General features: G+C 63.0%; 13 protein-coding genes. 5 read left to right on the top strand and 8 right to left on the bottom strand.

From position 1 onward, the window contains the following. Positions 1-14: 14 nt before the first annotated feature. Positions 15-863 carry a deoxyribonuclease IV gene (gene nfo, locus B5G16_RS01505; RefSeq protein WP_087260371.1) on the top strand — a complete coding sequence of 283 codons (849 nt, stop codon included), beginning with the start codon at positions 15-17 and terminating at the stop codon, positions 861-863. A gap of 142 nt (positions 864-1,005) precedes the next feature. Here the strand turns inward: nfo and B5G16_RS01500 are convergent, their stop codons facing one another. The 5 genes from B5G16_RS01500 to B5G16_RS01480 all read right to left on the bottom strand — a co-directional run bounded on the left by B5G16_RS01500 (position 1,006) and on the right by B5G16_RS01480 (position 4,693). Continuing rightward, complete coding sequence (locus B5G16_RS01500; protein ID WP_087260369.1) at positions 1,006-2,205, bottom strand: aspartate aminotransferase family protein; 1,200 nt, start codon at positions 2,203-2,205, stop codon at positions 1,006-1,008. A 20-nt stretch (positions 2,206-2,225) separates the two neighbouring features. After that, positions 2,226-2,951: a TrmH family RNA methyltransferase gene (locus tag B5G16_RS01495; RefSeq protein WP_087260367.1), complete on the bottom strand. Its 726-nt coding sequence runs from the start codon at positions 2,949-2,951 to the stop codon at positions 2,226-2,228. Next, the gene (gene rsgA, locus B5G16_RS01490; RefSeq protein WP_087260364.1) at positions 2,932-3,858 is read right to left on the bottom strand and encodes a ribosome small subunit-dependent GTPase A; all 927 of its coding nucleotides are present in this window, start codon (positions 3,856-3,858) and stop codon (positions 2,932-2,934) included. Before rsgA ends, B5G16_RS01495 begins: the two co-directional genes overlap by 20 nt. Further along, positions 3,851-4,399 carry a CvpA family protein gene (locus B5G16_RS01485; RefSeq protein ID WP_087260362.1) on the bottom strand — a complete coding sequence of 183 codons (549 nt, stop codon included), beginning with the start codon at positions 4,397-4,399 and terminating at the stop codon, positions 3,851-3,853. The genes rsgA and B5G16_RS01485 overlap by 8 nt, the downstream gene beginning before the upstream one ends. An 81-nt stretch (positions 4,400-4,480) precedes the next feature. Beyond that, positions 4,481-4,693: a helix-turn-helix domain-containing protein gene (locus B5G16_RS01480; RefSeq protein WP_087260360.1), complete on the bottom strand. Its 213-nt coding sequence runs from the start codon at positions 4,691-4,693 to the stop codon at positions 4,481-4,483. 134 nt (positions 4,694-4,827) lie between these two features. Between B5G16_RS01480 and B5G16_RS01475 the strand changes: the two genes are divergently transcribed. Beyond that, complete coding sequence (locus tag B5G16_RS01475) at positions 4,828-6,861, top strand: glycoside hydrolase family 2 protein (protein ID WP_087260359.1); 2,034 nt, start codon at positions 4,828-4,830, stop codon at positions 6,859-6,861. Here the strand turns inward: B5G16_RS01475 and B5G16_RS01470 are convergent. Together B5G16_RS01470 and ispG are read right to left on the bottom strand one after the other, a co-directional pair. Continuing rightward, positions 6,782-7,384, bottom strand: coding sequence for a WbqC family protein (locus B5G16_RS01470; protein ID WP_204227973.1), 603 nt, complete (start codon positions 7,382-7,384; stop codon positions 6,782-6,784). The genes B5G16_RS01475 and B5G16_RS01470 overlap by 80 nt on opposite strands. A 36-nt stretch (positions 7,385-7,420) precedes the next feature. After that, entirely contained in the window at positions 7,421-8,929 is a 1,509-nt protein-coding gene (gene ispG / locus B5G16_RS01465) for a (E)-4-hydroxy-3-methylbut-2-enyl-diphosphate synthase (RefSeq protein ID WP_087260356.1), read from the bottom strand. A 56-nt stretch (positions 8,930-8,985) separates the two neighbouring features. Here ispG and recG point away from each other — a divergent pair, with 56 nt between their 5' ends. The 3 genes from recG to B5G16_RS01450 all read left to right on the top strand — a co-directional run bounded on the left by recG (position 8,986) and on the right by B5G16_RS01450 (position 13,082). After that, a complete protein-coding gene (gene recG, locus B5G16_RS01460; protein WP_239405907.1) occupies positions 8,986-11,091 on the top strand; it encodes an ATP-dependent DNA helicase RecG in 2,106 nt (701 codons plus the stop codon). A gap of 60 nt (positions 11,092-11,151) precedes the next feature. Then, positions 11,152-11,949, top strand: a complete 798-nt coding sequence (locus B5G16_RS01455) for a DUF3108 domain-containing protein (RefSeq protein WP_087260521.1) — start codon at positions 11,152-11,154, stop codon at positions 11,947-11,949. 197 nt (positions 11,950-12,146) lie between these two features. Next, entirely contained in the window at positions 12,147-13,082 is a 936-nt protein-coding gene (locus B5G16_RS01450; RefSeq protein ID WP_087260352.1) for a hypothetical protein, read from the top strand. Between the two features lie 300 nt (positions 13,083-13,382). Here B5G16_RS01450 and B5G16_RS01445 read toward each other — a convergent pair whose 3' ends face one another. Beyond that, complete coding sequence (locus tag B5G16_RS01445) at positions 13,383-14,456, bottom strand: SGNH/GDSL hydrolase family protein (RefSeq protein WP_087260350.1); 1,074 nt, start codon at positions 14,454-14,456, stop codon at positions 13,383-13,385. Between the last annotated feature and the right edge of the window lie 5 nt (positions 14,457-14,461).

Here is a 14,461-nt window from a genome sequence, read left to right as displayed (position 1 = left end):
AAACATCGAACGCCATGAAATACTTCGGAGCACATGTCAGCGCATCGGGCGGGGTCGACAACGCACCCCGGAATGCCCGCGCCATCGGGGCCGACGGATTCGCCCTCTTCACCAAGAACCAGCGCCAATGGATGGCCAAACCCCTGACGGCCGCCGAAATCGACGCCTTCCGCCGCGCCTGCGACGAATGCGGCTACACCGCCGCACAGATCCTGCCCCACGACTCCTACCTGATCAACCTCGGACATCCCGATGCGGAGGGGTTGGAAAAGTCGCGCGAGGCCTTCATCGACGAAATGAAACGCTGCGAACTCCTCGGGCTCGACCGTCTGAACTTCCACCCCGGGAGCCACCTGAAACAGATCTCCGAGGAGGAGAGCCTCGACCGCATCGCCGAATCGATCAACCTCGCACTCGAACAGACCCGCGGCGTCACGGCCGTCATCGAGAATACCGCCGGGCAGGGCTCCAACCTCGGATTCCGCTTCGAACACCTCCGCTATCTGATCGACCGCGTGGAGGACAAGTCCCGCGTCGGGGTCTGCATCGACACCTGCCACGCCTTCGCCGCCGGCTACGACCTGCGCACCGCCGAGGCGTGCGACGCCACCTTTGCCGAGCTGGACCGCGTCGTGGGATTCCGCTACCTGAAAGGCATGCACCTGAACGATGCGATGAAGATCCTCGGCAGCCGCGTCGACCGCCACACGCCGCTGGGCGAGGGAATGATCGGCATCGAATGTTTCCGATACATCGCCCGCGACCCGCGTTTCGACGCCATTCCGCTGATCCTCGAAACCCCCGACGAGACCCGCTGGCCCGAGGAGATCGCCCGGCTCAAAGCCTTTGCCGAGGAGGCATAGGCGCAGGCCCGGAGAGAAGGAGAGAGAAGGAGAGAGAAGGAGAAAAAAAAGAGACCCCCCGCAGGAGGTCTCTTTTCGTTGTTTCCAGTCCGCCCGGTTCCCCGGTCCGTTCCCCGGTCCGTTCCCCGGTCCGTTTCCCGGCCTACAACCGGTCGAGGCATTCGCGGATGAGAGCCGCACTGTCGCGCACCTCCTCCTCGGAGATCGTCAGCGGCGGCGAGATCCGGAACGCCGTATCGCAGAAGAGGAACCAGTCGCTCAAAATCCCCGCCTCCTTGAAGAGCTCCATGATCCGGTAGAGCCGCTCCGACGTTCCCAGCTCCACGGCTAACAGCAGTCCGCTGCGGCGGATTTCGCGCACGGCGGGATGGTCCCGCAACAACGTTTCGTAGAGCGCACCCTTCGCCTCGACCGTCCCGACCACGCCGTTGTCCAGCAGGTAGTCGAGCGCAGCCAGTCCCGCCGCACAGCAGACCGGATGGCCGCCGAAGGTCGTGATATGTCCCAGCACGGGGTCGTGCTGCAAGGTATCCATCACCTCGTGGCGCGACACGAAGGCCCCGAGCGGCATCCCTCCGCCGAAGGCCTTCGCCAGGCAGACGATGTCGGGCACGACGCCGTACTTCTGCATCGCAAACATCTCGCCCGTCCGGCCCAGACCGGTCTGGATCTCATCGAAGATCAGCAGCGCACCCGTTTCGTCGCACCGCTTCCGGAGCGCTTCGAGGTAGCCCGGCTGCGGAGGACGCACCCCCGCCTCGCCCTGCACCGGCTCGGTCAGCACGCACGCCGTGCGGCGCGTGATGCGGTCCAGCTGCGCGAAATCGTTGAACTCGATCGCCTGCACGTCGGGCAGCAGCGGACGGAACGCCCCCTTCCACTCCTCGCCCTCCGGAGCCCCCATCATGCTCATCGCACCGTGTGTCGAACCGTGGTAGGCCCGCCGCATGGAGATCATCCCGGTGCGTCCGGTGAAGCGTTTGGCCAGTTTCAGCGCCCCCTCGACCGCCTCGGTCCCCGAATTGACGAAATAGACGCTTTCGAGCGGCGCCGGCAGCAACGAGGCGATCTTCGCCGCATAGGCCACCTGCGGCGTCTCGACCAGCTCGCCGTAGACCATCACGTGCATGTAGCGCGCCGCCTGCTCCTGAACGGCCCGTACCACCGCCGGATTCGCATGCCCGACGTTGCTCACCGAAACACCCGCCACCAGGTCGTAGTAACGTTTCCCTTCGGGCGTATAGAAAAACGAGCCCTCGCCCCGGGCAACCTCCACCAGCATGGGCGAAGGAGAAGTCTGGGCCACATGGGCCAGAAACTGTTTTCGCAGGATCGTATTCATGGATTTTTCTGTTTCCGGATTTATTCCCGCCCGCCGAAGCGCCGTTGCAGGATCGCGTCGGCATCCTTCACGCTGCGCCGCATCCAGCGCTCCATCAGTTCGGCCTGCTCCGCCTCCGTCATCCGCCATCCGTCGACCGTGCGGCGCACCCGTTCGGAGAGCTGGTAAATGAGGATCGCCGCCGAGGCCGAGACGTTCAGACTCTCGACCAGCCCGCACATCGGGATGCGCAGGAATTCGTCCGCCGCGGCGATCGCCTCGTCCGAGATCCCCGCATGTTCGGTTCCGAAGACCAGCGCGAAGGGACCTTTCGTCACGTCGAAGGTCTCGGGCGTCGCATCCTCGCGGTGGGGCGTGGTGGCCACGATCCGGTAACCCCGGCGTCGCAACTCCGCAACGGCCTCCGCCGTCGAGGCGTGGCGGTGCACGTCGACCCACCGCTCCGAACCCCGCGCAATCACGGGATTCGGCTCGAAACGGCACAGCGTCTCCACGGTGTGCATCTCCTGCACCCCGAAGGCGTCGCAATGGCGGATCAGCGCCGCGGCATTCTGACCGTGGTAGATGTTCTCGGCCAGCACCGTCATGTAGCGCGTGCGCATGGCCACGCTCCCCCGCAGCACGCCGTAACGCTCCGCCGTCATGAACTCCGCCAGGCAGGCAATCCGCGCGGCAGACGGTCCCGCCTCCGCACCGAACAGGGCGTCGGAACGCGGCGTCGTATCGTTACTTGCGGTACTTCTCATCTTCGTCGAGGATTTTCAGATAACTTTCGTAGCGCGGCCAGGCGATCTCCCCGGCCTTCACGGCTTCGACCACCGCACAGCCCGGTTCGTGGGTGTGCGTACAGTTGTAGAAGCGGCACCCCGGCGCCGTGCGCATCATCTCCGGGAAGTAGTGCCACAGTTCGGCGTCGTCGATGTCGATCAGCCCGAAACCCTTGATCCCCGGCGTGTCGATCACCGCACCGCCCTCCTGCAAAGGATACATCGTCGAGAAGGTCGTCGTATGGCGCCCCTTGTGGTGGCTCTCGGAGATCTCGCCCGTGCGGATGTCCAGCGTCGGGTCGATGGCCTGGATGAGCGTCGATTTCCCGACGCCCGAATTCCCCGAAACGAGGGTCGTATGTCCGGTCAGCAGCGTGCGGACCTCCTCCACGCCCCGGTTTTCGACGACCGAGGTCTCCAAGACCTCGTAGCCGGCCCCTTCGTACACCGCACGGAAAGCCCCGACGGCCTCCGGATCCTGCAAGTCGATCTTCGAGAGCAGAATCGTCACCGGGACCTTGTAGGCCTCGCACGTCACCAGAAAGCGGTCCACGAACTCCGTGGGTGTCTCCGGAGCCCGCAGCGACACCATCAGCAGCGCCCGGTCGATGTTCGAGGCGATGATGTGCGACTCCTTCGAGAGGTTCGAGGCCCGGCGGATGACATAGTTGCGGCGCGGGCGGATCTCCACGATCACCCCTTCGCCGTCGGCATCCCCCGTCTCGCACTCCACGACGTCGCCCACGACCACCGGATTCGTCGAACGGACCCCTTTCAGGCGCAGCCGCCCCCGGATCCGGCAACGCATCGCCGTACCGTCCTCCGCCACGACGTCGTACCAACTGCCCGTTGCGCGGACCACCGTACCCGCAAATCGTTTATCCATCGTTTTCGTCCGTTTTTTCCGCCCCGGGCGCTTCGGTTGCCGCCGCGGCGTCCGTCCGGGGAAGGCGGTCGCTCACCTCTTCCAGCAGCGGAGGAAGCATTTCGGAGAGCCGCAGCAGCGGTCCGTAGCTCCGCGACTGTCCGATCGTCTGCCGGTCCGCCAGCGTATAATCGGCATTGAGCCGGTCGAAGGCTGCCACGAGCACGCTCAACACCAGCAGGTACTTCACGACCGAGACCGCGACGCCCAGCACGATGTCCGCAATGCCGAAGCCCGCAAAATGGAACAGCTTGCGGAGCAGTCGTGCGGCAACGGCCACAACCAGCACCACGGCCACCAGCACCGTGACGAACCCTCCGGCGGCGGCAACCTCCTCATCGAGGCGGAGCCACGACCCGACCTCGGCGCCGAAACGCGCCGCCAGCCAGATCCCCGCGACGATGCCCGCCAGCGAGCAGACCTGCACGATGAGCCCCTGCCGCCAGCCGTTCCATACGGCCAGCGCCAGAATCAGACAGACAATCAGATCGACAATGTTCAAAATATTCGTTTCTAATCGGGTCGTAAAGATACGAATTTTACCCGAACGTCCCAAAAAAGCTACTGCGGAGCGGCGCGTCCGTCAGCGGACCACCTCGCGCAGCGTCACGCCCAGGGCGTTGCAGATCGTGCACAGGGTCCGCAGCGTCAGGTTCGCACGGCCCGCCTCGATGCGGCTCAAATTCGAACGCTCCATGTCGCATCGATAGGCCAGCTCCTGAACCGTCAGCCGCCGCTCCTTACGCAACTCCCTGATCCTTTTCGAGATATGGATTATTTCATCCTGGCAGTCCATCTTCGGGATTCGTTTCCGCGTATCAAATATAATACATCCCGGCGAAATACGAAAAATTTGTGCGTCGGTTCCGGCAACAAACTTATCGCGAAAATTCGTATCTTTGTGCAGATCCGTCGAAACAACACCGCGCCATGAAACGACACATTCTGTTCCTGCTTCTCTGCTCGCTGCTCCCGACCGTCCTGTCGGCCCGCGAAGTATTCCCGCTCAACGAAGGCTGGCGGTTCTTCTTCAAGTCGGAACGCACCTCCGACAACGCCCGCCACATCACCCTGCCCCACAGCTGGAACACCGACCCGCTGGCACAGGGCTACTGGCTCGAAACCACGGGAAACTACCAGAACGGCATGTACGTCCCCGTCGAATGGGCCGACAAACGCTTCTTCGTGAAGTTCTACGGCGTGCAGTCCGTCGCCGACGTCTTCGTCAACGGCAGCCACGTCGGGTCCCACCGCGGAGGTGGCACGGCCTTCACGTTCGAAGTCACGGACAAGATCCGCTTCGGAACGGACAACGCCCTGCTCGTGACGGTCAACAACAGTTCGCGCGACGACGTGCTCCCCACCTCCACCGACATGAACCTCTACGGCGGAATCTACCGCGAGGCCGAACTCATCGTCACCGAACGAACCGCCATATCGCCCCTCTACCTCGGATCGGACGGCGTACTGGTGCACACGCGCACGCTCTCCGACGAAAGCGCCGAAGGCGAAATCGAGGTGCACCTCACCTCGAAGGGCGAAAACACCTGCATGCTCAACCTCGAAATCACCGCCCCGGACGGACGCCGGGTCTTCACCAAACGCCAGAAAACCCGGATCGACGAAAAACCCGTCTTGATCCCCTTCGCGGTGGAGAACCCCGAGCTGTGGAGCCCCGAACATCCGGCGCTCTACACCGTCACGGCCGCCATCGGCGAAGACAGCATCACGGACCGTGTGACCGTCCGCACGGGATTCCGTACGATCGGCGTCAGCACGGCCGAAGGTCTCACGATCAACGGAGAACGGATCCCCCTGCACGGCGTGGTGCTCCACCACGACAACGCCCTCTCGGGCGGCACCCCGACGGCCGAAGACTGCGACACCGATCTGGGATTCGTCCGCACGATCGGCGCCAATGCCATCCGTTCGGCCGTCGTCCCCCACGGACAATACCTCTACGAACGCTGCGACGAACAGGGACTGCTCGTATGGATCGATGCGCCGCTGCACCGGGCACCCTTCCTGGGCGACATGGCCTACTTCGCCACGACGGCCTTCGAGGAGAACGGCATACAGCAACTGCGGGAGATCATCGCCCAGCACATCAACCACCCCTCGGTGGTCATGTGGGGCATCTTCTCGCAACTCTGGATGCGCGGCGACGACGTCACGCCCTACATCCGCCGTCTGAACGACACGGCCCGCACGATGGACCCTTCGCGCCCGACCGTCGCGTGCAGCGATCAGGACGGAGCCCTGAACTTCATCACCGACCTCATCGTCTGGAAACAGAACGTCGGCTGGCAGCACGGATCGACCGACGACGTGATCGTCTGGCGCGACCAGTTGCAAAAGAACTGGTCCCACCTGCGGTCGGGCGTCAGCTACGGAGGCCCCGGATTCCTCGGACACAAGAGTTACACGACACAGTCCGAACCCCGCTCGAACTGGCTGCCCGAAGAGAAACAGACCCTCTTCCACGAGGAGTATGCCCGCAATTTGCAGAACGACTCGCTCTTCTGGGGCATATGGATCGAGAACCTGTTCGACTACGGTTCCGCCCGCCGGGCCTACGGCGTGAACGGATCGGGGCTCGTCACCCTCAACCGTCGTGAATGCAAGGATGCCTTCTACCTCTACAAGGCGATGTGGAACCGCGACGCACCGACTCTGCACATCGTCGACAAACGCCGCCGGCTCCGGGATTCGGAGAAGCAGCTCTTCCGGATCTACTCCTCGGCCGGCATGCCGCTGCTGACCGTCGGGGCCGACACGGTCGCCGTCACCGAATACGCACCCTGTCAGTACCGCACGGATTCGGTGGATGTGAAGGGGACCTTCCTCGTGAGGGCCGCGGCCGGGGAGCTGCGCGACAGCGTCATTATTCGAGTCGGCAACGTCCTAAAACCGAAACGGACGCCGGGCCTTCCGCGAACAGCAAATCCGCAAACGACAAATTAGCCGCAAAGGGCAAACGGTCGGAAAAAACCTGGAAATAGGGCTCGGCAACGAATGCCGGGCCCTTCGGGTGTTTGGGTCGCAGGTCGAGATCCCCGGGGCGCGGGTCGACATAAGACTCGGAGAGTTGCGGCATGGGGATCTTCGCCAGCGTGCACAACGTTTCCAGCAACCCGAGGTTGTAGTCGACCAGAAAACCGTACTCCCGGCGGTAGAAGGGTTCGAAGCGTTCGGCATAGTAGTCGAAATAGGGCGACGAACGGTAGGAGGCCACCAATGCTCCCCAATGCTGGTGCTGCCAGCGTTTCGAATAGTCGAGGCGCACGTCGCGCATGGGCTGACGCGGGCGGTTGGCGTGACAGACGTGGGCCGTCAGTTCCATCACGCCGTCGGTGGCCAGGATCCGCGTCCGGTTGCGCTCGGAGCGCTTCACGAAGTGTTCCCCGAGGTCCACGACACAGCCGCCGCGGAGCAGGTGCACAAAATACGACACCGAAGGGAGGTAGGCAAGGGGTAGAAGGGTCATGTTCGGGAAGAACGGTACGGTCGGGAACAGAAGATTTCAGGATCGGGAAGGCATGTCGCCCGGGGCATCGACCCAGTCGCCGTTCTCGCGGATCAGCGCGATGAGCCGGTCGAGGGCCTCCTCCTGCGGAATGTTGCGCACGATCACCTCGCGGCCCTTGTAGAGCGTGATGCGCCCCGGGCCCGCACCCACGTAGCCGTAGTCGGCGTCGGCCATCTCGCCCGGGCCGTTCACGATGCAGCCCATGACGCCGATGCGGAGGTTTTTCAGGTGCGACGTGCGCGCCTTGATGTCGGCGAGCGTCTTCTCGATGTCGTAGAGCGTCCGCCCGCACGAGGGGCAGGCGATGTATTCGGTATGCGAAAAGCGCACGCGCGCCGCTTGCAGGATCATCAGTTCCACGTCGCGGATCGCCGCCGCGGAGTGGGTCGGAGCGTCGATCCAGATGCCGTCAGCCAGTCCGTCCAGCAGTAGCGGCCCCAGGTCGGCCGCCGCCTTCACGGCCACGGCTTCCAGCGAGGCATCCCCGTAGCGGCGCTTCACGACGACCGGGCGGTCGGGCGTGTCGAGGTTCAGGATCGCTGCGCGCAGTTCGGCCGTCGGGTTACCCGAGACGGCTTCCAGAACGAGGAATCCGTCGTGCGGTTCGTCGTGCGTCACCGTGCCGGTGACGTGCGAACGGCGCCGGTATTCGGTCGGGGAGTAGCGTTCGGGATGCCGGACCTCGAACACGCCGGGACGCGAGGCGAAGTGTTCGACGAGCATCCGCGCCACGGGAATCTCATTCTCGGGCGCCTCGGTGAGCGACACGCGGATCGTGTCGCCGATGCCGTCGGCCAGCAGCGCCCCGATCCCCACGGCACTCTTCACGCGCCCTTCGAGCCCGTTGCCGGCTTCGGTGACCCCGAGGTGGATCGGGTAGCGCATCCCCTCGGCATCCATCGCCGCGACCAGCAGCCGGTAGGCCGCGACCATCACCCGCGTGTTGCTCGACTTCATCGAGACGACCACCTGGTCGAAATCCCGATCCCGGCAAATCCGCAAAAACTCCATCGCCGAGACGACCATCCCCTCGGGCGTATCGCCCCAGCGGTCGAAGACCCGTTTTGCGAGCGACCCGTGGTTGACCCCGATGCGCAGGGCGACGCCCCGTCGGCGGCACTGTTCGATCAGCGACTCGAACTCCCCGTGGTCGTTGCGGTAGTTGCCGGGATTGATCCGCACCTTGTCGACGTATTGCGCCGCGACGGAGGCCACCTCCGGGACGAAGTGGATGTCGGCCACGACGGCCGTCGCGAAGCCGTCGGCCCGCAGCTGCCGGACGATATTCGCCAGATTCTCACCCTCGCGCCGCCCCTGGGCCGTCAGGCGCACGATCCGCCCGCCGGCCCGGTCGATGCGTTCGATCTGGGCAACGCTCGCCGCCGTGTCGTTCGTATCCGTATTGGTCATCGACTGCACGGCCACCGGGTGTGCGCCGCCGATCGTCTCGCGCCCGATGCGGACCTCGCAGGTCGCACGGCGCACGTATCTCGTCAAATCCATTTTCGCACAGTTTTCTACAAAGATACGCAAATTTTCCTATCTTTGTCTCCGTGGAGATGCTCGACAACGATATCAAATACGTCCCCGGCGTCGGCGAGGCCCGTGCCCGGCTCCTCGAAAGGGAGCTGGGCATCCGTACCGTAGGCGACCTGCTCTCCCACTACCCGTTCCGGTACATCGACCGCACACGCATCTACCGCATCGCGGAGATCACCGAAGCATCCCAACTCTCCTACGTCCAGTTCCGCGCCCGCGTGACGGGCGTCTCCTACGCCGGCGTCGGACGCAAACGGCGCTTCTCGGTTCAGGTACAGGACCCGTCAGGTGCGGCCGAGCTCATCTGGTTCCAGGGGATCAAGTGGATCGAAAAAAAGGTCGAGGTCGGACGCGAGTACCTCGTCTTCGGACGCCCGAACTTCTTCCGCGGCGAACTATCCATCGCCCACCCCGAACTGGAAACCATCGAACAGGCCCTCTCGCGCAAGACCGAAAGCGGCATGCAGGGCATCTACCCCTCGACCGAACGGCTGGGCAGCGTCCTCGGAGCAAAGGGTTTCTACCAGATCGTCTGCAATGCATGGGCGCTGGCCCGCGACCGCATTGCGGATCCCCTGCCCGATGCGCTCCGCGCGCAATACGGGCTGATCCCCCTGCGCGAAGCGCTCTACAACATCCACTTCCCCCAGACGCAGGAGATGCTCCGGCAGGCGCAGTACCGGCTGAAATTCGACGAACTGTTAGGCGTGCAGCTCAACATCCAGCAGCGCCGCACCGCCCGGCTCTCGAAGAGCGACGGATTCCTCTTCCCGAAGGTCGGCGGCGTCTTCAACACCTTCTACAACGAAAAACTCCCCTTTCCGCTCACCGGAGCCCAGAAGCGCGTGATCCGCGAGATCCGCAAGGACACCGTCTCGGGATTCCAGATGAACCGCCTGTTGCAGGGCGACGTCGGCAGCGGCAAGACCCTCGTAGCGCTGATGTCGATGCTGCTGGCCGTCGACAACGGATACCAGGCCTGCATGATGGCCCCCACGGAGATCCTCGCCCGCCAGCACTTTGCGACCATTTGCAAGATGCTCGGCGGAATGCCGGTGCGGGTCGCCATCCTCACCGGCGCATCGAAGGCCCGGGAGCGTCGCGAAGCCCTCGAAGGAATCGCCGCGGGAGAGGTCGACATCCTGATCGGCACCCATGCACTGATCGAGGACCGCGTGCAGTTCGCGAACCTCGGATTCGTCGTCATCGACGAGCAGCACCGATTCGGCGTCGAGCAGCGCGCCCGACTCTGGACCAAAAACGCACAGCCGCCACACATCCTCGTGATGACCGCCACGCCGATCCCCCGCACGCTGGCCATGACCCTCTACGGCGACCTCGACGTCTCGGTGATCGACGAACTCCCGCCCGGACGCCGCCCGATCAAGACCTTCCACTACACCGACGCCGCACGACTCAAACTCTTCGGATTCATGCGGCAGGAGATCGCCAAGGGACGTCAGGTCTACGTCGTCTACCCGCTCATCAAGGAGTCCGAAGCGATGGACTACAAGGACCTCACGGACGGATATGAAGCCATCTCGCGCGACTTCCCCCTGCCGCAGTACGTCACGGCGATCTGCCACGGCAAGATGAAGCCCGCCGACAAGGAGGAGTCCATGCGGCAGTTCAAGGAGGGCGAGGCACAGATCCTCGTCGCAACCTCCGTCATCGAGGTCGGCGTCGATGTCCCGAATGCCACGGTCATGGTCATCGAATCCGCCGAGCGTTTCGGACTCTCGCAACTCCACCAGCTGCGCGGGCGCGTGGGACGCGGCGGCGAACAGTCCTACTGCATCCTCATGTCGGGCGAGAAGCTCTCGCGCGAATCCCGCGCACGCCTCGACGCCATGTGCGAGACGAACGACGGATTCCGCCTCGCCGAACTCGACCTCAAACTCCGCGGTGCCGGAGACATCAACGGCACGCTCCAAAGCGGCATGGCATTCGATTTGAAGATCGCAAGTCCCACGGCCGACGTGCAGATCCTCACCGTCTCGCGCGAAGCCGCCGCCGGGCTCCTCTCCAAAGACCCGAAACTCGCAAAACCCGAAAACCGCGGATTGGAAGCCCTGCGACGCCGCTACTCGGGACGCGAGGAGATCGACTTCTCCCGCATTTCGTAAATCCGACACAAAATATTCATCGCGGAAAAAACGTTAACCCTTAAAAACATGCGCTCGAAGATGAAACGATTTCTGTTCACCATACTGCTGCTGACGGCCGCCGCGCCCCTCGCCGCACAACTCTACCACCCGGGCGAAGAGCTCTACTACCGCGTAAGCTACAAGGCCAAGATGTTCCCCAACACGGAAATGGGAACCGTCGAGGTCCGCACCTCCGAGGATCGGAGCAACGGCAAGACCTTCTACAAGGTTGTCGGCATCGGACGCACGCTGCCCACCTACCGCTGGTTCTACAACCTCGAAGACATCTACACCGTCTGGATCGACACCGCATCGCTGCGCCCGGTCCGCTTCGTCAGCGACCTCCACGAAGGCGACTACACCTTCCAGAGCCAATACACCTACAACTGGCCCGACTCCACGGTCCACACCCGCTGGCAAAGCCGCAAACGGCCCTTCCAGGAGAAGGATATTCCGCTGACCAGCGAAAGCATGGATGCCATCTCGCTCTTCTTCAACCTGCGGACGGCCGAAGCCGAAGATTTCGACACCCGCGAGCCCGGCACCCTGCAAATGGTCCTGCAAGACACCATCAAGATCCTGCACTACCGCTACCTCGGACGCGAGAACAAGAAGATCCGCAACGTGGGAAAATTCAAAACCCTGAAATTCGAATGCCAGCTCGGGACCACCGAGGGATACTCCTTCACCGACGGCACGATCTTCACGCTCTGGATCTCCGACGACCGCAACAAAATCCCGCTCTACATCGAATCCCCGGTCAAGGTGGGCAGCATTCAGGCCTACATCTCGAAGTACAAGGGTCTGAAATACCCCCTCGAAAGCCTTATCCGGTAGCCTATCCGGAGGCGGACGGGGCATCCCGGACCGGAAAGCAGGCCCGAAACGAACCCCGCCGGATTCCGGATTCCATATTTTTCACTATCTTTGCCCAAAGATAACCCCGGTCGGAGGCGAACGGACCGGCGGCCCCGGAGCAACAGGTCCCGGAATCCGCACCGATGCGGCCCCCGCACCGCCAAAACGAACCTTCTATGGAAAACAGACAGGGATACGACCCCTCGGAATTCGAAGACGACGACTACATGACGCCGCAGCCCGACGCCGGAAAATCCATCCGCGGATACCGCATCGTCATCATCATCCTCTCGGTCATCCTCGTGGCGATCTCGGCGCTCTATTTCAGCATCCACCGCCAGCAGATGATCGACAACGAACTCTTGCAGGCCGACCGCGACTCGATCCAGAACGATCTCGGCCGCCTGATGAACGACTACGACAACCTCCAAATCACGAACGACTCGATCTCCCGGGGACTCGACATCGAACGTGAACGCGCCGACTCGCTGATGACCCGGCTCAAAAAGGAGCGTTCGTGGAACCTCGCCAAGATCAAGCAGTACGAAAAGGAGGTCGGGACCCTGCGCTCCATCATGAAGGGATACGTCCGGCAGATCGACTCGCTCAACACGCTCAACAAACAGCTCATCAAGGAGAACGTCGGATACCGCAAGGAGATCTCCACGGCCAAACTCCGGGCCGAAATGGCCGAGGAGAAGGCCGCCGAACTCGACAACAAGGTCAAGGTCGGATCCGTGCTCCGGGCCCGCGACATCCGGCTGGCGGCGCTCAACGACCGCGGGAACTCCGTATCGCGGGTGAAGAACGCATCGCGGCTGCGCGTGGACTTCGTGCTCTCGGCCAACGAGCTTGCAACGCCCGGAAACAGGGCCATCTACGTGCGCATCACATCGCCCGACGGCTATGTGCTGACCACCGAAGCGATGCCGACCTTCGAGTTCGAAGGCGAACGGTTGAGTTACTCGGCCATGCGTGAGATCGACTACCAGAACCAGGACCTCGAAGTGGGCATCTTCTTCAACTCGACGGGATTTGCGGCCGGGACCTACACGATCGAGCTCTACTCCGAAGGCCGTCTGATCGGCAGCAACCAGATCGTCATGAAATAACCCGGGGGGGGGAGAAGGCCACGCCGAGAGACAGGGACTGGGAGAGCACAACACCGGGAGAGAACGGGACCGGGAGAGCGCCACACCGGGAGAAATCGAAACCGGGAGAGCGCCACACCGGGAGAAATCGAAACCGGAAAAGGCCGAAAAAATCCCTGCAACAAGATTGTTGCAGGGATTTTTTCGCAGGAAGCGGACTTCCGGAGTCCCGGATCAGCGGATCAGCGGATCAGCAGGTTCCGAGAACCGGAATGCCGACAGTTCAACGAAGCCGGCCCGGCAAAGCCGCAAATCACCCGATCAGCGAATCCCGCATTTGCGGAGTACCTTCAACAACTCGGGTTGCAGATTCTGCGCCCAGCGCCAGTAACCCAGATCCGAGGGATGCGTCCCGTCGGCCGACGTCACATGGTCCGTACCCGTCAGATTCGCCTTGTCGATGAAGTAGACGTTGTCGAACTCCTCCATCGCCTTCGCCATCATCTCGCGGGCCGCAGCCTGCTTCGCCTCCTCACGGGAACGGCTGCCGAGATTGAAGTTTCCGCTTTCGCGGTAGATCGTCTGCACGAAAATCAGCGGCGTCGAGGGCAGCTTCGCACGGATCCGCGCAATGAACGGCAGCAGCCGTTCGCGGATCATCTTCGCATCCGGATTCGAAAATCCGTCGAAAACAATCGCATCCGCATCCTTCACATCCCCCAGATAATCCGCAAAATAGGGTTGGAGTTTGCAGTTCCCGCTGCATGCGATGCTGCAAAAATAGAGCCCCGTATTGCGCTCGATCTGCATCGGGTAGCTCATCCCCGCACGGCTCGTGCTCACGCCGTGCGTGAAACTCGACCCGAAGATCACGATCTTGTGCCGGAAGGGATTCTCCATCGCTTCGATCCGCGCCCCTTCGTCCACACCGATCTGCAACGACAGCAGCTCGCTGTAATTCGGAAGGTAGAGCAGGCACTCCTTCTCCGCATCATCCATCTCGCCGATCAGCGTGAAGGCCCGGCCGCGCTTCCCGGGAGCCAGCGACGAGGCATAGACCCACTCGCCGTCGCGGCGGATGTAGAGGTCGAACCCCTCCGAAGCGACCCGCGGCGTACTCGCCCCGCCATAGACGAACGAGGTGTAGACCGGCAGCAGGTCGAGACGCGTGGTATTGGTCCGGAAGACCACGGCCAGGCCCGCCGAACAGCGGATCTGCTGGTTCTCGGACTTCGTGAAACCCTTGTAGCGCGTCGTGTCGATCCGATGGTAGGGATGCGAGGTCGGCAGCGCCTTGCCGATCAGCGTAAGCTCCGTGGCATCCACGAAGCGCATCTGGGCGGCGACCGTGCAGAACGCCATCAGTGCGGCCGCCAAAACAATCAGTCTTTTCATAGGTT

This window comes from Alistipes sp. An66 (genome assembly GCF_002161445.1).
Lineage (GTDB): Bacteria > Bacteroidota > Bacteroidia > Bacteroidales > Rikenellaceae > Alistipes > Alistipes cottocaccae.
Note: the sequence above shows the minus strand (reverse complement) of the source record. Positions and strands in the feature narration are given on the sequence as shown.